25 protein-coding genes are annotated in these 26059 nt (G+C 40.8%); 9 read left to right on the plus strand and 16 right to left on the minus strand.

All coding sequences use genetic code 11. The features are described from left to right. Positions 1-20: 20 nt before the first annotated feature. Positions 21-716, minus strand: a complete 696-nt coding sequence (locus HC643_RS31125) for a GvpL/GvpF family gas vesicle protein (protein ID WP_237265970.1) — start codon at positions 714-716, stop codon at positions 21-23. A gap of 17 nt (positions 717-733) precedes the next feature. Here HC643_RS31125 and HC643_RS31130 point away from each other — a divergent pair, with 17 nt between their 5' ends. After that, positions 734-1093 (plus strand): hypothetical protein, encoded by a 360-nt coding sequence (locus tag HC643_RS31130; RefSeq protein ID WP_050046654.1) that lies wholly within the window; start codon positions 734-736, stop codon positions 1091-1093. Here HC643_RS31130 and HC643_RS31135 read toward each other — a convergent pair whose 3' ends face one another. Genes HC643_RS31135 through gvpJ form a run of 4 tightly spaced genes read right to left on the minus strand, consistent with a single transcriptional unit; the run spans position 1094 to position 3071 of the window. Next, the gene (locus tag HC643_RS31135) at positions 1094-1342 is read right to left on the minus strand and encodes a gas vesicle protein GvpG (RefSeq protein ID WP_038082233.1); all 249 of its coding nucleotides are present in this window, start codon (positions 1340-1342) and stop codon (positions 1094-1096) included. Positions 1343-1356: 14 nt separating this feature from the next. Beyond that, a complete protein-coding gene (gene gvpF, locus HC643_RS31140; RefSeq protein ID WP_038082234.1) occupies positions 1357-2091 on the minus strand; it encodes a gas vesicle protein GvpF in 735 nt (244 codons plus the stop codon). Positions 2092-2132: 41 nt separating this feature from the next. Further along, positions 2133-2606 carry a gas vesicle protein K gene (locus tag HC643_RS31145; protein WP_038082236.1) on the minus strand — a complete coding sequence of 158 codons (474 nt, stop codon included), beginning with the start codon at positions 2604-2606 and terminating at the stop codon, positions 2133-2135. 54 nt (positions 2607-2660) lie between these two features. Further along, the gene (gene gvpJ / locus HC643_RS31150) at positions 2661-3071 is read right to left on the minus strand and encodes a gas vesicle protein GvpJ (protein WP_038082238.1); all 411 of its coding nucleotides are present in this window, start codon (positions 3069-3071) and stop codon (positions 2661-2663) included. A 587-nt stretch (positions 3072-3658) separates the two neighbouring features. Between gvpJ and HC643_RS31155 the strand changes: the two genes are divergently transcribed. The 5 genes from HC643_RS31155 to HC643_RS31175 all read left to right on the plus strand — a co-directional run bounded on the left by HC643_RS31155 (position 3659) and on the right by HC643_RS31175 (position 15567). Continuing rightward, complete coding sequence (locus HC643_RS31155; RefSeq protein WP_167844784.1) at positions 3659-8638, plus strand: LamG-like jellyroll fold domain-containing protein; 4980 nt, start codon at positions 3659-3661, stop codon at positions 8636-8638. A gap of 110 nt (positions 8639-8748) precedes the next feature. After that, complete coding sequence (locus HC643_RS31160; protein ID WP_038082241.1) at positions 8749-13881, plus strand: LamG-like jellyroll fold domain-containing protein; 5133 nt, start codon at positions 8749-8751, stop codon at positions 13879-13881. A gap of 282 nt (positions 13882-14163) precedes the next feature. Continuing rightward, positions 14164-14508: a hypothetical protein gene (locus HC643_RS31165; RefSeq protein WP_038082242.1), complete on the plus strand. Its 345-nt coding sequence runs from the start codon at positions 14164-14166 to the stop codon at positions 14506-14508. Further along, entirely contained in the window at positions 14508-14951 is a 444-nt protein-coding gene (locus HC643_RS31170; protein WP_038082243.1) for a type II toxin-antitoxin system VapC family toxin, read from the plus strand. The genes HC643_RS31165 and HC643_RS31170 overlap by 1 nt, the downstream gene beginning before the upstream one ends. Before the next feature lie 28 nt (positions 14952-14979). Further along, on the plus strand, positions 14980-15567 hold the full coding sequence (locus HC643_RS31175; RefSeq protein ID WP_038082245.1) for a hypothetical protein: 588 nt from the start codon (positions 14980-14982) through the stop codon (positions 15565-15567). A gap of 472 nt (positions 15568-16039) precedes the next feature. Here HC643_RS31175 and HC643_RS31185 read toward each other — a convergent pair whose 3' ends face one another. Then, on the minus strand, positions 16040-16669 hold the full coding sequence (locus HC643_RS31185; protein ID WP_038082246.1) for a Uma2 family endonuclease: 630 nt from the start codon (positions 16667-16669) through the stop codon (positions 16040-16042). Positions 16670-16935: 266 nt separating this feature from the next. On the opposite strand from HC643_RS31185, the gene HC643_RS31190 reads away from it, so the two are divergent. Both HC643_RS31190 and HC643_RS31195 read left to right on the plus strand, forming a co-directional pair. Beyond that, the gene (locus HC643_RS31190) at positions 16936-17499 is read left to right on the plus strand and encodes a Uma2 family endonuclease (RefSeq protein ID WP_038082247.1); all 564 of its coding nucleotides are present in this window, start codon (positions 16936-16938) and stop codon (positions 17497-17499) included. A gap of 202 nt (positions 17500-17701) precedes the next feature. Then, the gene (locus tag HC643_RS31195) at positions 17702-18484 is read left to right on the plus strand and encodes an alkaline phosphatase family protein (protein ID WP_082051876.1); all 783 of its coding nucleotides are present in this window, start codon (positions 17702-17704) and stop codon (positions 18482-18484) included. On the opposite strand, the gene HC643_RS31200 is transcribed toward HC643_RS31195, so the two are convergent. The 9 genes from HC643_RS31200 to HC643_RS31240 all read right to left on the minus strand — a co-directional run bounded on the left by HC643_RS31200 (position 18481) and on the right by HC643_RS31240 (position 23550). Then, a complete protein-coding gene (locus HC643_RS31200; RefSeq protein WP_038082248.1) occupies positions 18481-18957 on the minus strand; it encodes a GNAT family N-acetyltransferase in 477 nt (158 codons plus the stop codon). The two genes, HC643_RS31195 and HC643_RS31200, sit on opposite strands and share 4 nt — an antisense overlap. A 104-nt stretch (positions 18958-19061) precedes the next feature. Next, positions 19062-19463: an FHA domain-containing protein gene (locus HC643_RS31205; RefSeq protein WP_038082249.1), complete on the minus strand. Its 402-nt coding sequence runs from the start codon at positions 19461-19463 to the stop codon at positions 19062-19064. A 95-nt stretch (positions 19464-19558) separates the two neighbouring features. Continuing rightward, positions 19559-20791, minus strand: coding sequence for a vWA domain-containing protein (locus HC643_RS31210; RefSeq protein ID WP_038082251.1), 1233 nt, complete (start codon positions 20789-20791; stop codon positions 19559-19561). 15 nt (positions 20792-20806) lie between these two features. Further along, on the minus strand, positions 20807-21079 hold the full coding sequence (locus HC643_RS31215; protein WP_038082252.1) for a hypothetical protein: 273 nt from the start codon (positions 21077-21079) through the stop codon (positions 20807-20809). Positions 21080-21185: 106 nt separating this feature from the next. Then, on the minus strand, positions 21186-21374 hold the full coding sequence (locus HC643_RS31220; protein WP_050046650.1) for a hypothetical protein: 189 nt from the start codon (positions 21372-21374) through the stop codon (positions 21186-21188). Beyond that, complete coding sequence (gvpN, locus tag HC643_RS31225; RefSeq protein ID WP_038082315.1) at positions 21371-22297, minus strand: gas vesicle protein GvpN; 927 nt, start codon at positions 22295-22297, stop codon at positions 21371-21373. The genes HC643_RS31220 and gvpN overlap by 4 nt, the downstream gene beginning before the upstream one ends. Before the next feature lie 2 nt (positions 22298-22299). Further along, on the minus strand, positions 22300-22776 hold the full coding sequence (gvpC, locus tag HC643_RS31230) for a gas vesicle protein GvpC (protein ID WP_050046649.1): 477 nt from the start codon (positions 22774-22776) through the stop codon (positions 22300-22302). A 154-nt stretch (positions 22777-22930) separates the two neighbouring features. After that, positions 22931-23149 (minus strand): gas vesicle structural protein GvpA, encoded by a 219-nt coding sequence (gene gvpA / locus HC643_RS31235; protein WP_038082255.1) that lies wholly within the window; start codon positions 23147-23149, stop codon positions 22931-22933. Positions 23150-23403: 254 nt separating this feature from the next. Beyond that, positions 23404-23550, minus strand: coding sequence for a hypothetical protein (locus tag HC643_RS31240; protein WP_153021430.1), 147 nt, complete (start codon positions 23548-23550; stop codon positions 23404-23406). 111 nt (positions 23551-23661) lie between these two features. On the opposite strand from HC643_RS31240, the gene HC643_RS31245 reads away from it, so the two are divergent. Continuing rightward, complete coding sequence (locus HC643_RS31245; protein ID WP_050046648.1) at positions 23662-24132, plus strand: pentapeptide repeat-containing protein; 471 nt, start codon at positions 23662-23664, stop codon at positions 24130-24132. A gap of 148 nt (positions 24133-24280) precedes the next feature. On the opposite strand, the gene HC643_RS31250 is transcribed toward HC643_RS31245, so the two are convergent. After that, positions 24281-25996 (minus strand): pentapeptide repeat-containing protein, encoded by a 1716-nt coding sequence (locus tag HC643_RS31250; protein WP_038082259.1) that lies wholly within the window; start codon positions 25994-25996, stop codon positions 24281-24283. Positions 25997-26059 lie beyond the last annotated feature (63 nt).

Below are 26059 nucleotides of genomic sequence, written 5' to 3' on the forward strand. Positions count from 1 at the left end.
CCAGACACAAAATTTAACAATTAAATAAAATGATAAGGAGGTAGCGGTTCTCCTAAATGTAACTCCCAACGCGGACAAGCCTCTTGCCAAGTTAAATATTGTTCTGCTAGTAGATCTTCATCTTGACTCCTTACTAAAAGATAAATTCGGGGTTCTTTGTCCTCCTGTTGAACAATCTTAGATTCGTAAATTTGACTGATTGTCTCAACTATATTTTCCCACTCTGTTGTTTGAATAGCAGAAAAGTCTTGCTGTGTTTGATAGCGTTGTTTTTTAGCTAAAAAATACTGTCTCCCCCCTGATGCTGTTGGTGTAGTTGTTTCATCTAAAGTCCGAGGGATAAACTTTAAAATATATTCACTTTTCCCATTCATTACGTGTAACTTTTCTAGATATTCCTCTGCGCGAGATTCTAGATACGTTAATAAGTTATCTTGTGAAGTAAAAGAAGTACCAAACCGGAGAGGTAAAACTGTCGTTTGACGAAAGACTTCACAAATAACGCGATCGTGTGACAAGACTGCTTTAATTAATATTTCGTCATTACTTTGTAATAATTCTATGGAAATAGCAGGTTCCACTAGCGCAGAAATGCCAGATGTGCTAATTAAAAGTACACTATTACTGATGCCTGCGGGTAATTTTAGGTCAGTAACTGGTGTTTTTAAAAAAGCATAAACGTAAAGGTTTTCAGTCACCATGTATAATACAGTCAATCATCTAAAAATTTATTATGAAAAACCTTCGCAATCGCGGACTAAATAGACCTAAAATCAGTACAATGCCTCGCTTCAAATCTGAAACATCTGAGCAATTAAAGCTTTACAAAATGGTATCAGATCGGCAGCGTCTTCAGCAAGAACTGAAATTTATGGCTGAACGTATGGAACAATTGAAACAGCACCTCAGCGATTTAGATACTCAAATAGAGGAAACTGAGCAATCCATTCAAAATTTGCGTCAATCACCTTCGAGCCAGTCTCAAACGACACGCGTTATTCCGACTCGCAATACAACTAATGAAAAGGGTTCCCAAAGGGGTCATAAGGTTTACGAGTCGAATAATTTTGAAACTTTCTACTTAGATATTTAATTAAAGTTCAGCTTCTGCTGCTTCTTCTTCCATGGCTTGAATTTGCAGCAAAAGCTCCTCTTCTTGAATTTCAAACTCTTCTTCAGATATTTCTCCAATATCAAATGCTAGTTGCAAAGCTAACAAACGTTTGTGTAAATTTTCTTTTTCATCCAATTCAGCACTAGCACGTTCTAGAAGTTGTTCTCCTATCCAGGTTATGCCTTCAAGGGGACCCATGACAGGAAATAATAAGATTTTCAAAAACATAACTTTGGTTACACTTAAGAAAGTTGGGCAAATGTATAAGGTGCAGTAAAGTTGTTATAGCGAATTCGCAAGCGATCGCTCAATTGTTTGTCAATAGCTTCTACCTTTTCACTAAACAAAGCTTCACTATCCCAAGGAATTAAATAAGCTGCATTATAAATCATTTCTTCTGTCATCGTATCATTTTCCACGATTTCTTCTGCTAAACCATTTAATTCATCTTGAAAAGCTTGGATAATCGCTTCTTTACGAGCTTCTAAACCCTTCTCAATCATCTGACCAATTTCGATGACTTCTTCCATTTTCAGAGTTTTACCTTCCATTGCATCGCGCTTTTCTCGCAACTCCGGATTTGACTCTAGCAATGCTTGGATTTCCTCCTGGCTGTTCCACAGAACTTTGACGCTCACTTCCCGGTGTCCATCTAATTTTTGAAATAACGCCTCTAATTCTTCTTTATAGGGAACTAGCAACTGTTCGTTAACAGTGTCCCATGTTTTCACAACTAATCCAAAGCGTAGTGGTAAATGGGTACGAAATCCCAGATTCATCGCTTCTTCTAAAACTTTTTCATGGCATAGTAAATTGCGTCGGGAAGCAAGATACTTTGCTTGTTTTGCTTCTGAATATAAAAAGTTAAATCCCTCTATAGAATAGTTCTGAACTATTTGTTTATCTATTCCTTCGAGAATGACATTATCGGAAATTGCTTGGGGGAAAATTCCGTAAAGATAAAGCCCTGAAGTCATAAATGTTTCCCAGTTATTTTTAAAAATTTACAAACTCAAATTTAGATTGGTTTTGAAGTCAATACTAACCGTAATTTTGCATGAATTAAATTTAAATTAGCCAAACCTAAATCCACTTCACCGTGCAATACTATACCAATGTTTAAAAGCCGATCTAGTAATTCTAAGATGGACGGTTTTTGGCTGGGTTCTCCTGGGTAATAAGTTCCCGGTGCAGGTAAAAGAGTACCTAGTTCTCCCAAATCTACATTTAAATCCTCTGGTTCTATTTCAAAAATTTTGCACAAGTGCAATACTTGTTCTTCTAGTTTTTGTAAACTTTCTGCTGCTTGGTCTAACTGTGAATCACTCAGAAGTTGTTCATCCATCCGCCGAATCACTTGTGCTTCCATTAGCTGGCGAATAAGTTCCAGCACAGTTAACAATAGAGAAGCTAAACCTGCTTTACTGTTTAGTTTGTGAACATTAGGAATTTCTTCTGTCGAACTTTCCGACGATTTGCCAACTAACGTCATCTCAAAAATTTTTCCTATAAAAAATTTTCTTAAATCAGCTACCAAAAATTTTCTCTAAAAATCTTCTCCTTCCCCTTGTCTTTGGCTTGGTAAGCTTGTCCCAAAATCTACCTGACTCATAGCTAAAGCCTTGAGCGATCGCATTTCTGCTTCTAAGCTTCGCAGCCTATCTTGAAGTTGGCGGTTTTCCTCAATCAAAGTCTGGGTTTTCCCACTGAGATGGGGATCGCCTTCCCACCAATTTATTCCCATTTCTTTTGCTTTATCTACCGAAGAAATTAACAGCCGAATTCGGATATGCAACAACTCGGTAGAGGCGATAGAAACAGAAATATCACCTGCTATTACAATTCCCTTATCTAAAATCCGTTCCAGAATATCTGCCAAAGTCGAACCTTGGGTAGAGGTGTTAATTGTTCGACTGGAGTTAGCTTTAGAACTAGATGGTATTGGTGTTGATGTCACGATTTAATTAGCTCTTTTTTGATATACAAAGTAGTTTCCTCTATCCAAAAAGTATTTACATAACAGAACACACTAGAAATTTATAGCTTAACTCGTAGCAATTGTCACTATTTTCATAAATTTCTTCAAATTAATTTTTATTGCAAATCGATATTTTTTCTTAACAGTTAGATAAAAAATTATTAAATCCCTTGAATTTTTGGTATTGTCTCAATTATTAAGTTTATTTTAAAATTTTTTCGAGTTTATTAGTGTATATTGATTGCAAGCAAATCTATTGAGATTAAATTCGCTTTCCAACTTAGGGATTCGTAAGTAATTACAATAGACTGTTTACAGTTTTTAAATTTGCTTTATGAATTGCAATAATATTTTTTTTAATTAATTCATAATTTGGATTAATGCAAAGTTCTCTATTGAGAGGCATTAGGGTAAGCTTGTGTGCTGAAAAGTTACAGAGTTTTTATCCTCATCTCGCAGCATTAACTCTCTCTATATTTTCCGGTTCGTCTAAATTGCTCATTCATAATGTAATAGCTAAATAAATTAGCGATCGCTAGTTAATTTAGCTATCTAAAGTATTTCCAGTGTTTTGCAGTCATTCTCTGCAAGTAGGAGTTAACGATCGCATGCAAAATCAACAGATAAATTCCTTGCCCTACGTTCTTAAATTTAACGGACAAGACGACCATATTGTTTTGTCCAAAATGAATATAGATTATTCGTCAGGTTTCACGATAGAAGCATGGGTTTATTACAACAGCTTTAAGTTTTGGTCGCGGATCGTAGACTTTGGTAATGGTGTAGACAAACACAATATCGTATTTGCAAATGTTGGTCATACCAATACACTTGCCATACAAACCAAAAAAGGTACAGCAATAGAAAAAATTACAGCTAACAACGCCCTTGAAACTGGAAAGTGGATGCACTTAGCAGCAACAGTTGATAGCTCTGGTCATGGTAAACTCTACAAAAACGGTGTAGAAATTCAATCTGGAAAAATTCATCTTCCAGAAAACCTAAACCGAAGCCTTAATTACATCGGGCGGAGTAACTGGACACATGATGGTTATTTTGATGGAAGGATGGCAGAAGTACGCCTCTGGAACCGCACGCGTTCGGTGGAAGAATTGCAACAAGACTTAAACCGTCGTTTAGAAGGTAAAGAAGCTGGATTAGTAGGATATTGGCCTTTAAATGAAGGAACTGGCGATCTTGTTAGTCATAATGGCAAAATTATCGGTGGTGTCTGGCATCAAGAAATCTATTTTCCCACAGGCGATCGCGCCCATCACCTACAATCTATTCTTTCTTTTCGCGGTCTCAGTCAGTATATAGAAATTAAAGACCCCTTTGCAGACGATGGAGAATTTACCCTGTCCTTGTGGGTGAAACCTTCCATCCTCAATGATGGCAGTAACTACAGCATAATTGGCAACTATGCGCCTGAAAATCAGTATAACAAACCAGCGTTATGGTTAACCGCAGATAAATCGGGACTAGCTTATGACTCTTACGACTCCACCGGTCAGCGTTATCGCGAACAATTAGATAACTTTTTTGTCGTTAAAAATCAATGGGTACATATTACCTGGGTAAAACAAGGAACGGAGTATAAGTTTTATCGTGATGGGAAGTTGTTTGCTACTAAACCTGCTCCTAATAAAATTTATACTAATAGAAATACGACCTATTGGATAGGACGAGAGAGCAATTTCTGGTGGGGTAAAATTGCTGCATTATCAGTTTGGAATTGCCCTCGCACTCCAGATGAAATTCAAGCCAGTTTATATCAAAAACTGTCAGGAAAAGAATCAGGCTTAGTGGGTTATTGGCCTTTAGATGAGGGAACTGGCGATAAGCTAGCTAATAAAGTCATTAGTAAAGATGGAACTATAGTTGATGCTACCTGGGAAGAAGCAAAATTAACACTGATTAATCCTCAGACAAATCAACCAACAACGACTCAATTTGTTCTTACTTTTAACGGACAGAGTACTTGCATTAATTGTGGCGATCGCATCAATTTAGCCAACACCAGTTTTACCATAGAATTTTGGGCAAAACGCAACTCAACAAAAGCCTGGTCAGTCATTATTAACCAGGGTAACAAAAAGCAAAATCAAGATTTGCACATAGGCTATCGTAGCAACGATGTCTTTACCTTAGCTTTTTATGGTGATGATTTAAATACAGAAATAAATGTCACAGATACTGAATGGCATCACTGGGCTTGTGTTTATGACGCCACAACTAAAAAGCAAATCATTTATCGAGATAGCGAAAAACTTCTTGAGAGAACGGCTAAAGACGACTATAAAGGCACGGGAACTTTATATATTGGTGTTGTAGAGGGTAAAGAGTCATTTTTCTCAGGTCAATTGACAGAAGTGCGAATTTGGAAAAAACCCCGTACTGCTGAAGACATTAAAGCCGATATGTCCCGCCGTTTAACTGGAAATGAATTAGGATTAATAGCATATTGGCCCTTGAATGAAGGAAAAGGTAATATCGCCAATGACAAAATGAATATTGCCAATCAAGCAACCATTTATGGAGCAGCTTGGCAAAAGGAAGCCACCATCATTAAAGCCGTTAACGCGACACCTTCTTGGTCTAGTTTACTTTCATTTGATGGAGTCGATGATTTTGTCGAAGTACCTTATGCAGCCAACCTCAATCCCAGTCAGTTTACCTTATTGTGTTGGGTAAAAGTAGAAAAAGGGCAAGGAACTTGGCGTTCTGTTATTACTTCACGAGATGATTCTCCAGCCAAGGGATATATTCTCTATGCAGGTGATAATAACAGATGGCAATTTTGGGTAGGATCGAGTACTCAAAGCAGTTGGATTATTGTCAATGGTTCGGACGTAGTTTTAAATACTTGGACATCAGTAGCAGCAACTTATGATGGTAGCAGAGCAAAACTGTATATTAATGGAGAATTAGTAGGGGAAACAGTAGCTAATTATGGAATCAATTCAAAACGCCCCTTACGAATAGGTGCTGGTGCAACTGAAGGAATTCAAAAATACTTTTTCTCCGGAAAAATTGCGGAAGTTCAACTTTGGGATAAAGTTTGTACTCTAGAAGAACTGCAAAAGAATATGCAGGGTTCTCTTGTTGGTAACGAATCAGGCTTAGTTAGTTATTGGCCTCTCAATGAAAGTAAGGGCAATAAGGTTTCTGACAAAACTAGTTATGGCAATCACGGTCAAATTACAGGTGCAACTTGGGAAGCAAAAACAAAAGAATTAGCTGATGAATCTTTATCAGTAAAATCGGTTCTCAATTTTCAAGCGGATTTTGTAGAAATTCAAGATCCATTTGACAATAACAAGGAATTTACCCTGTCCTTATGGGTGAAGCCAAAAGCGATCGATGATGGCAAATGTTATGGTTTGCTTGGGAAAGATGAAAATAAATTCTGCAAACCCAGTTTGTGGTTATGTTCCAAGAATTCAGCCTTGGTTTATGACTCCTACGACACCACAGGAAAACGTTACCGAGAACTCTTAGATAACTTTTTTACAGAAAAAGCTCAATGGGTACATATTACCTGGGTAAAACGGGGAACAGAGTATAAGTTTTACCGTAATGGACAATTATTTGCTACTAAACCAGCACCAGAAATATTTTATACGAATAAAGAAACAGGTTATTGGTTTGGGCTTGCCGATAATTTCTGGGTTGGTGAAATGACTGAACTGAGTATTTGGAACTGTGCTCGATTGGATGCCGATATTAAAAATAGTCTGGGCGAGCGTTTAACAGGGAAAGAACCAGGATTAGTAGGTTATTGGGCTTTAAATGAAGGTTCTGGTGACACTGCCAAAGATGTCACAAGCCGTAATAATAATGGTAAAATTACGGGAGCTATTTGGGATTGGCAATTATTCTTTGTTAATGAAATACTAACTCCGCCTAAACCATCTGCCCTCGAACAGAATAATATCGACCTTGCTTATAAAGTCGGTGAATTAGAACAAAAGAATATCGAACAAGAAAAACAACTATCTGAACTTAAGCAGAAAAATGCTGAACTCGATAAGAAAGTTGCTGAATCAGAACAAAAGAACGCTGAACGAGATAAACAACTATCGGAAGTCAAGCAAAAAAATCTTGACCAAGATAAGAAAATTGCTGAATCAGAACAAAAGAACGCCGAACAAGACCAACAATTATCGGAGCTTAAGCAGAAAAATCTTGACCAAGATAAAAAAATTGCTGAGTTAGAAAAAAAGAATACCGAACAAGAGACACAACTATCAGAAATCAAGCAAAAAAACTCTGAGTTAGAACATAAAGATACTGAACTGACACAGAAGCTGTCTGAATTATCTCCAAAAGTTGTTGTGCTCGAGCCAAAACCAGTCATTCCTCAAAATGAGTGGCAGCAATTACAAAAACTTCAACCTGCAGATTTAAAGAGCGAATCATACTTTGGCGAAGAAACAGCATTTTGTGGAGAATGGGCGATCGCAGGCGCACGCAAAGCCAACAGAGCCGATATTGAAGATGCTGGGATCGCGTACATTTTCCAACTACAGAACAAGATGTGGCTGCAAAAACAGCGACTCCAGCCTCATGATATCCGTATGGGCGATCGATTTGGTAGTGCTGTCGCGATCGATTCGCAATGGGCGATTGTCGGCGCACGCAAAGCGGATGCTGGAATTATAAAGGACGCTGGGGCTGCGTATATTTACCAATTAGAAAATGGCATCTGGCAACAAAAGCAGAAACTGCAACCACAAGATCTGAATGTTAACAGTTCCTTTGGTAAGGGAATTGCCATCAGTAGAAACTGGGCGATCGTCGGCGCAGCTCGTGCCAAATTAGCCAACATTCAAGATGCTGGCGCAGCTTATGTGTTCCACCTAGAAAACGGAGTATGGCAGCAAACACAAAAACTGCAACCACAAGATTTAGGTTTTAATCAATGCTTTGGCAATGTCATTGCCATGACAGCAGAATGGGCGATCGTCGGCGGCGGCGATCGCTACAGTTCCGCTAGTGTAAAACGCCCCGGAGGAGCCTATGTTTACCATCTAGAAGACGGCGTATGGCGGCAAAAACAGAAACTGCAATCACCCCAATTAGGAATTAATGACCTATTTGGCTATTCCGTCGCCATTTCAGGAGAATATGCCTTGGTAGGAGCCGTCAACACTCCTGTCGCCAATGTATCGGGGACTGGAAGCGTTTATATCTACAAATTAATAGAAGGAGTTTGGCAACCACAACAAACACTGCAACCATCCCAACCCAAATACTGTGCTTTCTTTGGGGCAACAGTTGCGATCGCCAATGACATAGCCGTTATTGGCTCAACCCGCGCAGATTCCTCCAAACTCAAAGCCACAGGTGACGCTCATATTTTCAAACTAGAAAAAGGAGTATGGCAACTCAAAGAAAAACTCCAACCCACAGACTTACACTACGAAAGCTACTTTGGATTTTCTAGCCCAACAGATAGGGAATGGATTTTTACAACTGCTGCTTGGGCAAACACTCCAACCGCGAAACGAGCGGGTGCTGTTTATGTCTTCGCATCTCGGTAAGCTACCTGTATTTTCACATCACACCCAAAGACACAAAAGCGCAAAAACTCTCTGCGTCCTCTGCGCCTCTGCGGTTCCTTCAATCACTCGTTCACTCATCAAACAGCCATATGCCAAACACCCAAATTAACTACCTACCCTACGTCCTTAAGTTTGACGGACAAAGCGATCGCATCATCTTACCCGAACTCAATATTAACTACTCCCAGGGTTTAACAGTAGAAGCTTGGATATATTACAACAGCTTCACATCAGGTGCATCGATCGTTGATTTCAGCAATGGCGCTCTTAACAATACCATTATCTTTGCCAATCAAGGAGCTACCGATACTTTATGTTTGCAAATTAACAACCAACAAATTCTTGCCGAAAAAGCTTTAGAAACAGGTAAATGGCTGCATCTAGCAGCCACAGTTGATGCTGCAGGAAATGTCAAAATTTATAAGAACAGTCAAGAAATTCAATCGGGAAAAATCCAACTCCCAGAAAGCGTCAACCGAACTCAAAATTTCATTGGCAATAGTCACGCTTCCGAAGATGGATATTTTAACGGACGGCTGTCAGAAGTGCGTTTGTGGAAACATGCACGTTTGCCAGAAGAACTGCAAAGAGATATGCACCGCCGTCTTGAAGGCAATGAAACAGGGCTTGTTGGTTATTGGCCTTTGAACGAAGGAAGCGGCTGTACAGCCAGCCAGGATGGACAAATTAAAGGTGCAACTTGGCATCAGCAAATCTTTTTTCCTATTGCCAGCCCTTTAAGTTATCCCCAGCCTGTTCTCTCTTTTCACGGACAGAGCGATTATATAGAAATTAAAGACCCGTTTGTTAACAACAAAGAATTTACGATTTCCTTGTGGGTTAAGCCCAGCGTACTCAATGATGGTTGGCATGGTTTGATAGGTAAGCAAGGCGATCTATATCGCAAACCTGGGTTGTGGTTGTGTCCCAGTAATTCAGGATTGTCTTACGATTCTTACGACTTAAATGGTAAGCGTTATGGGGAAACATTAAATAACTTTTTTGAAGTGGAAAATGAGTGGATACATATTACTTGGGTCAAACAAGCAACAGAATACAGGTTTTATCGTAACGGCGAACTGTTTGCTACATACCCCGCACCTGAATTCTTTTACACTAACAAGTACACCAGTTATTGGATAGGTCGAGTTGATAATTTCTGGTGGGGTGAAATTGCGGAAGTTTCTATCTGGAGTTCTCCTCGAACGCAAGAGGAAATTAAAGCGAGTAGATATGAACATTTAGTAGGAAACGAACCAGGATTGGTAAGTTATTGGCCTTTTAATGAAGGTATTGGTCAGACAGTTAGCGACCGCACCAGTTGCAGCAATGTTGGTACAATTATCGGAGCCATTTGGCAAGAGGAATACTCCATAAAAGCCTTTGAGCAAAAGGCAAACTTTATAGAATATGCTCTAGAGTTTGATGGTGTAGACGATTATATAGAACTATTTCCAGAGAGCCTTCCTTCAGGCAATCAAATTACTGTAACCTTTTGGGCTCAAGGTGGGAGTCGCTTGCCAAAAAATGCTACTGTCATTGAAGCGATCGCAGAAGATCGTCAAAGAGTTTTAAGTATCCAAGTTCCCAATGTCGATGGGATGGTTTATTTTGATTGTGGCTGCGATGTCACCCAACCCAATGAAAATTACGATCGCATCGAAAAAGCAGCCCAACTTTATGAATATCAAGGTGAATGGATGCATTGGGCATTTGTGAAAAATGCCACAGTGGGAGATATGGAAATTTACCGTAATGGATTACTCTGGCATAGTGGTAAGGAAAAAAGAAAACCTCTGCCCAAAACGAGAGTTGCGAATATAGGAAGATTAGCTCGTGCTGCTTCCGCTCATTATCACGGTACTCTAGCTGAACTTGCTATTTGGAATCAAGCCAAAACGGCAGCCGAAATTCAAGCAAATATTGGCAAAGCCTTACATGGGAACGAACCTAATTTAGTCGCTTATTGGCCTTTACAAGATGGCTGCGGTGATTTAGCCAGTAATAAAGCGAGCCAGCAGAATTATGGTAAGATTAAAGGTGCTAAATGGCAGGAAAAAATTGTTAACAATCGAGCCTTACATTTGCCATATAGTTTATATTTCCAAAGGTTTGATAATCACATACAAATTAAAGATCCTTTTGAGAACGATACAGAATTTACAATGTCTTTTTGGGTCAAGCCAAGCTTACTGAACGATGGAGCTTGGCACGCCTTAATCGGTCATCAAGGAGATAAGTATCGCAAACCTGGAATATGGATGACGCCAGATAAATCGGGATTGATGTACGAGTCATACGATCTAACAGGTAAGCGTTATTTTGCGTTAATAGATAACTTCTTTGAAGCCAAAGAAAAGTGGATTCATATAACATGGGTCAAACAAGGAACCGAATACAGATTCTACCGTGATGGCGAACTTTTATTAACTCAACCTGCGCCAGAAAAATTTTTTCATAACAAAGAGACGGGGTACTGGATTGGCAAAGTTGATAATTTTTGGGCTGGTGTAATTGCCGAATTTACAGTTTGGAATTATGCCCGTTCTACCGCTGAAATTAAAGGTAATATCTACACTCGGCTGAGAGGAAACGAATTGGGGTTGGTTGGTTATTGGTCTTTAAACGAAGGGATTGGCGACATAGTGAGAGATAAAAGCGATCGCGCCAATAACGGTAAAATTTACTTCGCCACTTGGACACAACAAAACTTTATCAAACCTGCAGCCATCAGGGACGAACCAAACGTCATCAAATCTGCTTTGAAGTTTGACGGTCATGATGACCACATTTCATTACCCAGAATGGACTTTGATTATTCCCAAGGTTTCACAATCGAAGCGTGGGTTTATTACAACAGCTTCAAAAAATCCTCACGAGTCATCGACTTTGGTAATGGTATCGACAAAGATAACATTATCTTTGCCAATCGGGAAACAGATAACGATCTGATTTTAGAAATCAAACGTGATGGCGTAGGGCAAAGGATCGCAGCCGCAAATGTATTAGAACCTGGTAGGTGGATGCACTTAGCAGCAACAGTCAGTGCTGATGGAACTGGCAAACTTTACAGGAACGGTGAACAAGTCCAATCTGGAGCAATTCACCTACCCAACAATGCCAATAGAACTTTGAACTACATCGCTCGGAGCAACTACACGTTTGATGATTATTTTGACGGTATGATGTCGGAAGTACGCCTTTGGAAAAAGGCTCGTAATCAAGAAGAATTGCTCAAGGATATGCAACGTCGTTTGTTAGGAAATGAGGAAGGTTTGATTGGTTATTGGTCATTGAATGAAGGACGTGGCAATAAAGTTTTAGATAAGACTACCAATAGCAACACGGGTATGATTCATGGGGCTATTTGGCCGCAGTCCTACGAATCGGATTACTTGCAACCCGTTTTGACATTTGATGGCAAGGATGATTATGTAGAAGTTCCAGAGCATACTAACCTTAGCAATCAAGTCACAGTTTCAGCTTGGGCGAGAAGCAATACCCCAACGTGGAACCAATACGGTTGTTTGGTTTCCAAACGCAATCCTTTTAGTTTGCACCCCGAAGCTGGTGGCAAAACTTTTCATTTTTATATCCGTTCTGGTGTATGGAAATGTGCTAGTTTTACACCGAACATAGACATTACCCAGTGGCACCATTACGCAGGTACGTTTGATGGCAGAACTATTCGTTTGTATATCGATGGTGAAGAGGTAGCTCGCACGGAAGCACCAGGACAATTAAATAATGATAACGGTCGTTTGTATATAGGGAGGGATGTTGAGTCGCCATCTCGATATTTCAACGGTCAAATTTCTGAAGTTCAAGTCTGGGATAAAGCACTTACCCCAGCAGAACTGCAAGAGCACATGCACCGTTCTCTGGTGGGGAATGAGCGAGGGTTAATTGGGTATTGGCCTTTAAATGAAGGGTCTGGAGATAAAGTTTTAGATCGTTCTCACCGTGCTTTGCATGGAAAAGTTTTTGGCGCAGCTTGGGATGGACAAATCTTCTTTGAGAATGAACCGTTAATTACCAGACGGGGATGGCAGCAAGTACAAAAGTTACAACCCACTGACTTAAACAGTAACGCTTTCTTTGGCGAAGAAGCAGCAATTAGTGGCGAGTGGGCGATCGTCAGTGCTCGCAAAGCAAATGGATCGCGTTTGCTAGAAGCTGGAGCCGCTTACATTCTCCAATTGCAGAACAAGATGTGGCATCTCAAGCAAAAGTTGCAACCTCATGACTCTCGTGTGGGCGATCAATTTGGGTGTGATGTCGATATTAGTGGGGAATGGGCAATTGTCGGAGCGAGAAAAGCAGATACTGTGGGAATGCAAGATACTGGAGCTGCTTATGCTTTTCGTTTGGAAAACAGGGTATGGCAGCAGGTACAGAAACTGCAACCCATTGACTTGGCTGCTCGCGATTACTTTGGCAAAGGTGTAGTTATGAGTGGCGATTGGGCTTTTATTGGGGCTTACAATGCCAGAGCTAACAGCATTCAAGGGGCTGGAGCAGTGTATGTTTTCCATTTGGAAAATGGAATGTGGCAGCAGGTACAGAAGTTGCAACCAAAGGATTTGGGTATTAACCAATGCTTTGGGAACTCTATGGCTATTAGCGGGGAGTGGGCAATTATCGGTGGTGGCGATCGCTACGCCTCTGCTAATGTTAAACGTCCGGTTGGAGGTGCTTATATATACCGTTTGGAAAATGGTGTGTGGCAACTCAAACAGAAGTTGCAATCTGCTCAAGTTGATGGTAAGGATTTATTTGGGTACTCTGTAGCGATCGCAGGAGAACATGCTTTTGTCGGGGCAGTCGGTACTAAAGTTGGCAATGTTCTCGCTGCTGGCAATGTTTATACGTACCAATTGGAGAAAGGAGTCTGGCAAATTAAACAAAAACTGCAAGCCGAGTATCCCAAGTATTGTGGATTTTTTGGTGCGACAGTGGCGATCGCTAAAGATGTGGCGATCGTTGGTTCCACCCGTGCCAATTCTGCCAAAATTATTGATACTGGAGATGCTTGCGTTTTCCATTTAGAAAAAGGTCTGTGGCAGCAAAAACAGAAACTGCAACCAGCCGATTTGCATTACGAAAACTACTTTGGTTTCTGCACTCCCATTGATGGTGAGTGGGTTTTTAGCACTGCTGCTTGGGCAAACAATTCCCACTTCCGCAGGGTAGGTGCTATCTACATTTTCCAAGGTCGTTAAAGAATTTTAGATTTTGGATTTTGGATTGAACAATTTTCAATTTGGAATTCCTGAAGTGAGTCAGCAAACAGGTGAATGGAGAAAGCAATTTGCCTGTTTGCTTGCATACAACATTTTTCTAAAGCTTTGCTGTTGAGACCCTGTCTAGGAACGATCCATTTAAGTTGAGAGATGCCACGCTTCAAGTCATCGGTTATTATGATATCAGGTGTTAAAAAGCATAAAGATTAGAAAAGTTGTTGATGATACAAATCGAAGCCATACTAGCAGAGGATTAATTATATGACTATTAAAGAACTCTTGCTCCAAGAAATTGAATCCTCACCAGAGTCTCTCTTAGAAGCAACTCTTGATTTTCTACGCTTTTTGAAAACAAAGCGAGTAGCAGAAAAAAAAGATACGCAACCCCCACACATTCAACTAGAAACAGCAGGTTCTGAAACCTTAAATCAACCACAAGAAAACCCGATAGATAGTTCTCAACTACCCTACCGTCCAGCTTCTGGCCGTTCCATCCTCAGACACGCAGGCACTTGGGCAGGCGATGACTTCGATGAGTGTCTTCACTCTGTTTACGCAACTCGTGGCAAAGCTAAGTTCGATTATGACTTAAATCCTTTTGAGTAATGTATTTACTAGATACAAATCACTGTAGTGCTATCATTCTTGGCGAACCAAACGTCATTCGTCGAATAACTGAGGTTGGAGAATTAAACATTGCTACTTGCGTAATTGTGCAGGGAGAACTTACATATATGATGGAAAATTCTGCACAAAAGGAAACGAATCTCGCTTCTTTTACCGAATTTCTTGAAGATATACGCATCTATAATGTAACAGAGGGCACGGCTAATATTTACGGTCAGATCAAAGCTGGTTTGATGAGACAATTTGGTCCCAAGGAAAAAAGCAAGCGGAGAAAAACTCAGGTAACAGACCTAGGCTTTGATGAAAATGACCTTTGGATTGCGGCTGTAGCCTTACAACACAGTCTTACCGTTGTATCAGCTGATAGCGACTTTCAGAGAATTCAACAAGTTAGAACATTGTCTGTTCAGTCTTGGTTGTAAATTTTATGCGCTGGGAGAGATTGAGAATATGTCTCCACAAGAATTGGAAAAACTAATTCAGCAACATGGTGAAGCTGCCAAGGCATACGAAAATGAGGCTGTTCAAATTGGCTACACCTATATAATTCCAAACTTTGGTTTTGATGCAGTCATGCAGAACACTCTGGATTTACTACTAGCTCCTAGAAAAGACTGGAATCATGGAGTGGTGGATATTCGAGTTTTTACAAAGCCTCACGACTATATACCCTTTGACTCGAACGAAGAAACTACAGAAATCGAAATTATTGATTTCTGCTCACTTATCCGAAATATTTATCCTCATGAGTATCCTTATTACGAATTACCCGAATGGTGGACTGAGGAAGATATGCAAGCAGCCGCTGAGGTGCTCGATCCACTTGACTTTGCAATTTGGATACAAGATACATTTCGTCCTGATGAGTCAGAAGAAGAGATACTTGATATGTGGTTGAAGTCCGTGCAACCTTACTTAGGCGAGGAGGTTCTCTTTTACAAGATGGAAGATGATAATAACTCCAATTGTGGTTTTGCTCCATATCTGTTTGTTGGAGATCGCTGTCTTATTCTTGTTGTACGATGTTGGCAGCTATGATAGTCATAATGCGATGTCAGTTATAAATTTCTCACAAACGATGACTATTAAAGAACTCCGGCTCCAAGAAATTGAATCCTCTCCAGAGTCTCTCTTACAAGAAACTCTTGATTTTCTACGCTTTTTAAAACCAAGCGAGTAGCAGAAAAAAAAGATACGCAACCTTACCGTCCAGCTTCTGGTCGTTCCATCCTCAGACACGCAGGAACTTGGGCAGACGGTGACTCCCATGAGTGTCTTCAGTAACAGGGGAAATTCGGCAAGGAGCGATCGCGACTTATTCGTAATTCAGGATCTACTTAATTAAAACCTCGGCAGACTTCTTTGCATCTTTGCGCCTTGCTCATTCCACTGTGAGTGAGGTTGTTGCCAAGTTAGGTTTAGATGCGACACGACGAGAGTGAAAAGCAACTCCACTGACTGTCTGTACTGTTACATTGAAGTTTGTTAGCAGAAATAGCTAAAATTTAATTTAATTAACTCTTTTAGGTAGAGCCGAATCAAAAACCTGCTGTGCGGTAAAGTTAAGCTGGGGGAAGGTAGGGGAAACAATCAAGTCATTACCTGTAAATTTAGTAATTTGGTACTCATCTCCAACAAGCTGGCATACTAAGAAAGTAGGTTGTTTAGGGTCCCCAATGAATTTTTTACCCCCTAGCCCTTTATAATCAGCAATCCAGTATTCAGGAATGCCCATTTCCTCATAGTCCCCAAACTTATCGTAGTAATCATCCCGCCAATTGGTACTGACAACTTCCACTACTAAAGGTACGGATGCTGCTTGAGTAACTGTTGACTCTTTTTGGAAAAGAGGTTCGTTAGGGAGATTATCTAAATTTAGCAACACTATATCTGGAGAGTAAGTAGACTCGGCACCAGGAGTTTTAACAAATGTAGTTTTAGGTATCCCATAAGGTAAGTTGAGCCGATCAATCTCTAATGTTAGCTTGCGTGATAAAAATACGATGACTTTTTCATGGTCCCCAGTTGGTGGTGCCATTTCAACAATTACTGCTTTATGTAGCTCGTAGCGCTTCCCGTCGTTGGGGAACCACTCGATAAATTCTTCGTAGGTTACAGGTTTAGTTACCGCTTGGCTCATAAGTTTACCTCCCACATATATTTGACTTTAACAGAGAGCGATTAACCATCCGTCAGATACGGATGGCTGGTTGTCTACGCCTTTGAAAATAAACTTAGCTGCCGAGAGTTACCAAAGCTACTAACCCTCACCTTGCTAGTCTAAAAGCATGGCTTGTTTGAATTCGCTAACAAAGTCATAAAAGATGGGCAAGCCTCTGAGTCATAAAATCAAGAGATAAAATAAGGATTGCAACTGGTCTGACGGTCTTGGAGACAAACCCCAATATGGTACACGCAACATCCAATACACTGACATTGGAGGAGTTTCTACATTTACCAGCAACGAAACCAGCCAGTGAGTACATTGATGGTCAAATTATTCAAAAACCCATGCCACAAGGGAAACATAGTTTAATTCAAGGAGAGCTTGTCCCTACCATCAATATTGCAGTCAAGCCTAAGCGTTTGGCTCGTGCATTTCCCGAGTTACGTTGCACTTTTGGCGATCGCTCAATTGTACCGGATATTGCAGTTTTTGTATGGGATAGGATTCCGCGTGATAAGAAAGGGGAAGTTGCCAACGCATTTTCCATCCCGCCAGATTGGACAATTGAAATTTTGTCTCCCGATCGACGCCAGACAAAAGTCACGAAAAATATTCTTTATTGTTTGAAGTATGGGACTCAAATGGGTTGGTCGATCGATCCGGAAGAGCAAACGGTGTTTGTTTATCGTCCCAAGCAAGAAACTGAGGTTTTTGATGAACCAGATGCGCTGTTGCCCGTACCATCTTTTGCAAGTGAGCTAAAACTGACAGTTAAAGAATTGTTTGCTTGGTTGTTAGAATAAGCAGTTACCCTATCAGGTAATCTTCATCAACCTGATTCCACGCATCTTGTTCGCAAATCAAGATTTCATATTTTGCCCATTCCCTAACTCTTCGCAATGGGTGATTCAGAAATTTTTTGGCTATTTCTGCTTCTTTGTCTTCTCTTCGTGATCTTTGCGACGCCAGGTGCTTCAAGCCGGGGAACCCTAGTCGAGCACTGGCTTGTCTTTGCGGTTCCATACAAAAGGGGGTAAAAAGCAGTTTTGTCACAATTCCCATCAAAAAGACTATGCTAACCATACGATCGCTTCTAAAAGCTTAATTGACCAACTAGAACAAAAGGGTCTAACTTGGAAAGGATACTTTGAAGATATTCCATCGCCTGGTTCTGTTGCTGTTGTTGCCCCCAGTTTAAACCGCGTGCTGTATGCATCCAAGCATAATGGTTTTATGAACTTCAAGAAAGTCCAAGACGACCCGAATTTGTCGAGTAAAATAGTAGGGCTTGACCAGTTAACCACTGACCTAAAAAGCGGAAAAGTTCCCAACTACAGCCACATCATCTTTAACCAGTGTCATGAAATGCATGGTTTGCAGGAATGTTCTAACCTGAAACAACTGATTCAAACTGGCGATGCAACGATCGGTCAATTTGTCAACAAAATTACTAGTTCCAAGCTCTGGGCTGCTTCTGGTAACAATGCAATTATTATTACTTGGGATGAAGATAGCAATCCGCGTGATAAAGCTGAAATTCAAGGTTGCTGTGGTTTTGACCCTAGGAGTAAAGCTAACTTTGGCGGTGGTCACATTGCCACAATTGTAATTACCAATCACGGTTCACGCGGTGTTGCAGACAACACACCTTACAATCACTACTCACTGTTACGAACTACAGAGGACGCTTTTGGCATCTACGAATACTTAAACTTTGCAGGCGATACAGCTAAAGGAGTTAAGCCGATGACGCCCCTGTTTGCAAACAAAAAAGTTGCTAAAAGCTAGAATGTGTTTTTATTCAAAATTTTACGAAACACAATCTTGTCAGCACCTGCGGTGTAGAAGTCTCGGATGCGAGCCTCTTCCTCGTAGCCGCATTTTATGTAGAATGCCCGCGTGCGATCGAAGCTTGCTAAAGTTTCCACCAGTAGCATTCTCCCACCGCGTGCTTTCAAAGTTTCTTCAACGTAGCGCATCAGTTTCCCACCTCTTCCTTTTCCCTGGTGGTCGGAGCGAATGGCTATCAATTGTAGGTTCCAAGTTTGCTCGGTCATCCGTTCGGGCTCACAGTAAGCGACTCCCACTGGTCCATCTTCGTCATCGTCGTCGGTGACCCAAAAAGCATCGCTGTCGCTGTTACCGTCGAGGTAGTCAGCCAGCATTTTGCGAAGCACCTCGATCTCGTTCGGCTCGAAACCGATTGTCTTGGCTACAGCAATCAGCGCCTCTGCATCTTCGGGTTTTGTAGGTCGGATCATGGTAAACTTTAGTGTGTGCTTATTTTTACTTAATCTTGAAGATTTAGCTTCTCTTACATTTAGTCACATTTTTGACATCAATATTTCTAAGTGCAAAATTTACGTTAAAACATTGTGACTTCAAACTCTAAATCACCAAGCCTAATTTTACTGCCAACTGTAAGTAAGGCGGGTGCTGAGGGTTGGTTCGCTTCTTGGGATAAGAGTTGCAGCCCGTTAACAAATGTACCGTTACGACTGGCAAGATCCACAATCTGAAGTTTTTGATTGACCCACTGCACGATCGCATGATGCCGCGATATAGTCATTATCTGGTCAGGTTCGTAGCCGCTCAAATCGATGTCAACAACGATATGAGGCGGATGATTGCGCCCAATGAGCGATCGCAATCGATTCAGTGGAAAACTACTCTGAGCTTTTGGACCATTACGTACCACTAGGTAAGCCGTATCGGGAGTCAGTTGGCTCAGTCCAGGAATAGGATCGCAACCCAGACCAGCAAACATTATGAACCTCCTAAAAAGGATGAAGGATAAAGGATAAACGATGAAATATGAACGAGAAAGGGTGAAGGATTAAGAAGTAAAATATAATTCATAATTCATAATTCATAATTCAGTTGACGCGTCGATCTCAGTAAACCAGTGGTTTGGTGTGCGGTAAGTTTACCTGTTTTGTGAAGATTATCCAATTGCTGAGAGGCTTCATTGGCAATTGTTGTCTGACCCGATTTTAAAGCCGCTACCTGAATCTGACTCAGGAGTTCCCCTGTAAGCAGAGGATCGTGTGTCAAGGTGAGTTCGGTACTGTAGCGATTGATATCCCAGCAAAGGCGATCGCGATCCACCTCTTGATTAACTTGCTGTGCTTCTCGATAGGAGGGAGTCACTTGCAGTGAAAGAGCAGGAGAAGGAGAGGGGGAAGATGATAACTGAACTTGGGCGATCGCGTAATTCCCTGGTAGTTGATTTGCACTCAATGCAGGTACTTCTAAAGCCAACAGTACATCTGTGGCAGTATCTACTCGTAAGTTTCGTAGGTGAATCTCTTGGGAGGTGGTTTCTGTCAAAGGAAGGTAATCAGGACGTAACCGACAGCATCTTTTCAGCTTAACTCCGGTTGCCAAATTCAAATTCAAAGTCGCGTCTGTCACTGCAATTGCTTGTACAGCCTGCAACCGCTCTTGAAGTTGGGGCGTCAGCAACGTTGGATTATCTGCATACATGAATGTTCCTTGTCCGCGATCGCTCAAGCTGACGAGTAAGGCTGAATTAAAATCGGCAGCATTTCCCAATCCTACCGTACATAAGCTGATGCCATCTTCTGCCATTTTCTTGGCTTGCTCGATCAAAATGGCTGCATCCTCCAAAACCGCTCCTTGTCCGGTCGTTGGATGTCCATCTGTAATTAAAATTCCTACCCTTGCTCTGCCAGTATCTGAAGATAATTCAGACTGAATCCAACTCAAAGCTAGATCTGTCCTGGTGACTCCTTCAGCAACTAACTTCTTGAGAACAGACTGTAGCTGGTCAAGTTGACTGTTTTGCAGATTTTGTACCAGAGGAGTTACCCAATCTGCAAAGCTAGCAATAGAAAGGCGATCGCTTGCTCGTAACTGAGCCGCTAACGCCTGAGTTGCTGCTTTTGCCCCTTCCCACTTTTCACCTTGCATTGATGCACTAGTGTCTAGAGCAATTGCCAATTGCAATGGTAAGTTTGCCGCTTGTCTTGGGGTATCGCCTGACGACGGTAAAATCCGAACTCGCAGAATATGTTCTGAGAGTTGCGAACTCACTTTAGCAGGGCGGTCCCAGTCAAGTTGCAAGTTGAACATAACACCCAAAATAATCTAGTAACGCCGCATCTCGTTCAAGAACTTGTTTTGATATCGTAAAAACTCTTGGCGTGATTCTTGAGAACGGCGCTTGTGGTCTGCATGAATATCCTTCCGCAAATTCTCAAGTTCCTGAATCCGATGCTGTCGATCTTTGAGAAACTCGCCTTGATATCTGAGATACTCGGTGTGCCATTCCTTAAAGCGACGTTCACCATCCCGCACCAGCATTTGTCGATAGTGTTCGTGAGATAGTAAGTGCGGAGGAACATTAGAAAGATCTGCCATGATTAAAGACCTCAAAGTAAAGGGTCATGGAAAGGAATCAGAAGGTTAAGAAGCTTATGAAATTCTTCTTCAGCTTAGCTTGCCCTCTGCCTCCTGTCTTCTAGTACTATACCCGTTTCCATTGCTTGCTCAACCATTGCCTCCGAGCTTCACCAGCTAGCATTTTCGCTGTAGCACCATGAGCGCGGGCGCGATCGCTCGCTGACAAGTCCAAACGGCTTAAAGTTTGGCAAGCCCGGAAACTAGCGATCGTTGCACCTGTACGAACTTGGCGCATGGTACGAATGAGAATCACCGTTTCACCTCCGAACGTTTAGTACTGGCTGTGCTTGCTGTTGGCAGTTCTTGAAACAAATCCTGTAGAATTAGCTTTGATTCGTTTACAGGCAGTTTAGAACGAGAAAGTAAGACATCCATACAGATATCTCGAAAGTCACTACTCTTGATATGCACGGGAATATTTTGGTTTTTGCAGACTTTAGCAACAATTAAACAAGCCCGCAAACCTGAAGCCCTTTCATTTTTTGTGCGCTGCTGAAAACACTTGACCAAATGGACGATGAGTAGGGCATCCTTACGAGCCAACCCTGCTTTTTGGATGAGAATTTCCTGTTGGGTTGTCTCGTCTGGTTCGGGAATATCTATTGTGACTAAGCGATCCATGAGAGCGTCTTGAGTAGCGTGTACCCCGCAATACTCCTCTGGATTGGAGGTAAATATGGCGCGGAACTCAGGATGGACGCGAATATATTCCTGGCGATTGTTAGCCGCCGCAGGTAACACTAGGAGCTTTTCTTCCAATGCCGAAAGCAAGACGTTATTGACTTCAGGACGAGAACGATTGAATTCATCGTAGACTAAGGTAAAACCCTCACGGCAAGCTGTCGTTAAGCGGGAATCTACCCAGGATTCACGGAATTCATCCTCCATCTTGACAACGTTATGGATGTAGTTGTCTACAACCTTCTTGCGGCTATAGCCTCGTTGATTGCCGATTAAATCGGAAGATTTGTATTCATCGTCCCCAAACACTAGTAAAATAGGACGTTCTAGCATATTCGCTAGATGTACTGCCAGTGTGGTTTTGCCCGTACCTGCAGGACCGCGTAGATGTACGGAAAACCCTGTTTGCAGGTAGCGCAAAGCACGCTTGGTCAGATGGCTGACTTTTGGCGTTTCGATGAAATTTTGTGATTTGATTTGGAGAACTGTAGCCACAACTAACTCCAATTGCGATCGTTAGAGTTGACCCCTTGAGTTAGGGGGTTCGCTCTTACTGGTGAAATATCAGATTGGATACTTCCAAATGAGGGTGCTGTTCCCCAAACGTAATCTTGCAAAGCAGCGACAAAAGCGGCTCGTTCTTGAGCTTGTTCTGTCCAAGTTTCTTGTTGCTGCATTCGCGTTGCTTCTAAGAAAGCAGCGACTTCGGCTTGCAAGGTTGTATGGAAATTGTTTAACGACTCGCGCATGACAGCAGCCATAGCAGTGCGTTCGGCGGTTGCGTTGTGCAGAAATTCTGCTGTTTCTGCTGCTAAGTTTTGACAAAACTCTTCGAGCCAAGCTCGTTGGTACTGATGCAACGCTGCCATTTCTGCCTGAATTTGCTGTCGAGTTTCTAGCACGTTTTGTTGACGTTGGCGAACTTCTTGTTCGCGTTGCTGCCGTGCAGCATACCATTGTTCTCTAAGAGACACAACTTAAGCTCCTTCCCGCTATACCTTAAAAAAAGTAGAAATTAATTTTTTCTCTATCCACTTTCAATTTTTAAATACTGAAAAGGCCTGCTACTGCGGTTCGGCAACAGGCAGATTAACTGAAGTTAGATCGAATGGGCGATCGTCGCCTAACTTAGGCAGCTGGTACAGCAGCTTGAGCAGTCAAGCCAACCGCTTCAGCGTACTTCAAATAAGTTTCTACGGATGCAATGACCACCCGTGCTTCTACTGCTAGCAGTTCAATACCAACTAAAGACACCCTTGCCCATAAATCGATGACGACACCTTTATCAAGGATGCGATCGATAACTTCTGCGAGGCTGGAGGATGAGTTTACTTTTTCAACGGCCATGATTATGATGACTCCACAATTTTAGATAAATTTTAAAAACCCGTTGTCGAGGGAGCCTGCAACAGACTTCTCAGTTTTTGCAAGCAATAAGTTTTTCCAGATTCAATGTCAGGTTTTTCTTCAGACATTAACAACTTGAGTCACATTTATGACTCCTCGCTATTATTACCTATATAATTTTGATTTTGATGTTAATTTTTTTTACTCGTATAGCAATAATTCTCAATCATTTATAACAATACCTTTGCTAATTATTAAAGCTGAAGATAAGCTGAAGGTGCGTGAATGTGACCCAAGCAGGAGATGGTGTGAAAACTACGAGCTAATAAAAATGGCTGGTGATTTTTTGGGAACACAAATCGATTGGCTGTATGAGTGACAGAGTTTTGAGTAACATTCATAAAGTCTTCTTAACCCCTTTATTCGGCGATTTGTTAGGTGATGTTGGAGGAGGGGTTGAAGAGGTTTAGTGGGTTATCTTTATATGTGTTGGTTAATGTGGAAGTTGAACTGTGGAAGACGAAGAATTTTTGCCAAGGTTAGAAGTTGAAGAATTGTTGGCAAGATATGCTTTAGGGGAGAGAGACTTTGAAGCGAGTGATTTGAGTGGAGTTGATTTGAGTGGGATTGATTTGGCAGCTAAAGCGAAGAGAGGTATTATCTATAACAAACGAATCAACCTTAGTTCTTGCAATCTCAGTCATGCAAACCTAAGTGGTGCCAATCTCTATCGTGCCTTTATGATATTTGCCAATTTAGAGAGTGTCAACTTGGAGGGAGCGAACTTGTGGGAAGCTCAGTTGGAGGGGGCTCAATTAAAGGGTGCCAATCTTAGGGGAACCAATCTCGGTGCTACCAATTTCGCTGGTGCTGACTTCACTAATGCTGATTTGAGCGGCGCTTCATGGGGATTTAATGCCAAAGATGCTTTTTTTAAGAATACCATCATGCCTGATGGTACTGTTATGACTGGAAGAGGATGAGTCAAGCAACGCAATAGAAGTTGATAACGCGTCCCAAAATGCATATATCTCGGCAGGAACCCTTGTAGGAGAGCCACTAGTGCATAAATTACTGAGCAAGTGGGTATATTGAGATTTATAAAACAATTTTAATATAATCTCGTGCCCTTTACGCGAATTCTGAGTTTCTAATACTGCCATCAGGCATAATTGTTTGACAAAAAAACACATCAGTGAAATCTGCATTTTTTATGATAGAGCCCTTAAAATTTGCATTGTGAAGACAAGCGCCTCTTAAATCGGCTTCTTCTAAATTTGTATGACTCAAATTCGCTCCTGAGAGATTGGTAAGGCTTAGCTTTGAGCAGCGCAAATTGAATCCACTCAAGTCCACACCAGCTAAATTAGCCCCACTAAAGTCCACTTGTTGTCCAAAAGCTTTTGCTAGCATCATTTGAGTAATGCTAGAATAAGCGACGGAAACTGAATAAGAGTCAGGACAAAAATCCAGTACAGTTGCCACTTCTTCACCCAAAACTAGAACATAGGCGTAAGAGTTATCTGTGCCTTCTGCAAAAGCATAAAACCAATTTGGTTTTATGTATTCACTACGGTATTCTGATGTTGCTAGAGCTTCTGTATATTGTATGGCTTCTTGCAAACGAATAAATTCTTTACTACTCACAAAACATTGATCCCATCCTCTTGGTTCTTTCATTCCATTATGCCATTCATACAATTCATATAGTTCTTCCGGAAATGTGAATGGTAAATCCTTGGTTATTTCATCAATTTCTTCTCTTGTCAACCCCGGATAAAATTCACCTTCAAATTGGATTCTTTTTAATGCTTCTATAAGAGGAGATTTATCTTTGATAACAGGACTATTTAATTGAGCTAAATAATTTGTATTTTTTCTACTAAAATAAGCTTCATTTAAATTGATTCCATTAGGAAATACACTTTGATTATTATAAATAATTTCCTTTAAAGAAGTACCAGTTAGATTGGTATCTTTTAAATTGGCACCTCGTAAGTCACAAAAACGCAGATTTGTATTTTCTAAAATTGCTCCTTGTAAATTGGCATTAACTAAATTGGTGCGTTCTAAATTAGCATTTTTTAGATTTACGTAATTAAGGTTTGCATTTTTAAGATTAGCATATTTTAAATTTGCACCATTTAAGATAGCGCCTTTCAAATTAGCCTTTATTAAATTAGCATATGCTAATTTGATATTTATCAACTCAGAGTAACACAAAACAGCATCCTGTAAATTAGTACGAACTAAATTTTGTTCATTGAGAATAGTACCAGCACAAATTAAGTAGGCGTCTTCCAAACTTGTATTGGGAGGAAACTTGGTTTTCAAGTCATACAGTAATCCCTTAAGACTTGTATTGGTTAAATTAACAGTACTTAAATCTAATCCTCTAAAGTTAGTGCGATCGCAATTTGCTCCTTGAAGGTTAACGTGGGTTAAAATAGTATCTTTGAAATCTGTGAGTGTTAAATCTGCATGGCTTAGATCGGCACCCGTTAAGTTTGTACCTGTAAAAGATTCAATGCGAGCATGCCTCAGTTGAGCATATTGAAGATTTGAATTTTGAAATCCAACGATAGCGACATTAGTAAGATTAGCGTTAGTAAAATTGCTGTTATTAATACTAATATATAGTTTGGTATTACTCAGATTACTATTGCTAAAATCAGTAGCTTCAATATATGTTCTGTAGAACAGAGCATGGCTTAAATTTGCATAGCTTAGATTCACATTATTGATTTGAGTATTAGCAACTTCAGCCTTATGAAGATTAACTCCACAAAAATTAGAATCTGTTACTTCACAGCTATTCCAACGAGAACTTACTAGTACAGCATTCATGAAGTTAACTCGATCTACATTAATATTATCAAGAAAGGCAGAGGGCAGGAGGCAGGAGGCAGA

Source organism: Tolypothrix bouteillei VB521301 (assembly GCF_000760695.4).
GTDB lineage: Bacteria > Cyanobacteriota > Cyanobacteriia > Cyanobacteriales > Nostocaceae > Scytonema > Scytonema bouteillei_A.

Coding starts and splice junctions, on each gene's coding strand:
- HC643_RS31145 (WP_038082236.1), bottom strand. CDS start 2,606: ATGACGTTAGTTGGCAAATCGTCGGAAAGTTCGACAGAAGAAATTCCT.
- HC643_RS31240 (WP_153021430.1), bottom strand. CDS start 23,550: ATGAATGTTACTCAAAACTCTGTCACTCATACAGCCAATCGATTTGTG.
- HC643_RS31160 (WP_038082241.1), top strand. CDS start 8,749: ATGCCAAACACCCAAATTAACTACCTACCCTACGTCCTTAAGTTTGAC.
- HC643_RS31130 (WP_050046654.1), top strand. CDS start 734: ATGAAAAACCTTCGCAATCGCGGACTAAATAGACCTAAAATCAGTACA.
- gvpF (WP_038082234.1), bottom strand. CDS start 2,091: ATGACTTCAGGGCTTTATCTTTACGGAATTTTCCCCCAAGCAATTTCC.
- HC643_RS31200 (WP_038082248.1), bottom strand. CDS start 18,957: ATGATCCGACCTACAAAACCCGAAGATGCAGAGGCGCTGATTGCTGTA.
- HC643_RS31205 (WP_038082249.1), bottom strand. CDS start 19,463: ATGTTTGCTGGTCTGGGTTGCGATCCTATTCCTGGACTGAGCCAACTG.
- HC643_RS31135 (WP_038082233.1), bottom strand. CDS start 1,342: ATGTTTTTGAAAATCTTATTATTTCCTGTCATGGGTCCCCTTGAAGGC.
- HC643_RS31165 (WP_038082242.1), top strand. CDS start 14,164: ATGACTATTAAAGAACTCTTGCTCCAAGAAATTGAATCCTCACCAGAG.
- HC643_RS31175 (WP_038082245.1), top strand. CDS start 14,980: ATGTCTCCACAAGAATTGGAAAAACTAATTCAGCAACATGGTGAAGCT.
- HC643_RS31215 (WP_038082252.1), bottom strand. CDS start 21,079: ATGGCAGATCTTTCTAATGTTCCTCCGCACTTACTATCTCACGAACAC.
- gvpA (WP_038082255.1), bottom strand. CDS start 23,149: ATGGCCGTTGAAAAAGTAAACTCATCCTCCAGCCTCGCAGAAGTTATC.
- HC643_RS31170 (WP_038082243.1), top strand. CDS start 14,508: ATGTATTTACTAGATACAAATCACTGTAGTGCTATCATTCTTGGCGAA.
- HC643_RS31190 (WP_038082247.1), top strand. CDS start 16,936: ATGGTACACGCAACATCCAATACACTGACATTGGAGGAGTTTCTACAT.
- HC643_RS31210 (WP_038082251.1), bottom strand. CDS start 20,791: ATGTTCAACTTGCAACTTGACTGGGACCGCCCTGCTAAAGTGAGTTCG.
- HC643_RS31250 (WP_038082259.1), bottom strand. CDS start 25,996: ATGAATGCTGTACTAGTAAGTTCTCGTTGGAATAGCTGTGAAGTAACA.
- HC643_RS31185 (WP_038082246.1), bottom strand. CDS start 16,669: ATGAGCCAAGCGGTAACTAAACCTGTAACCTACGAAGAATTTATCGAG.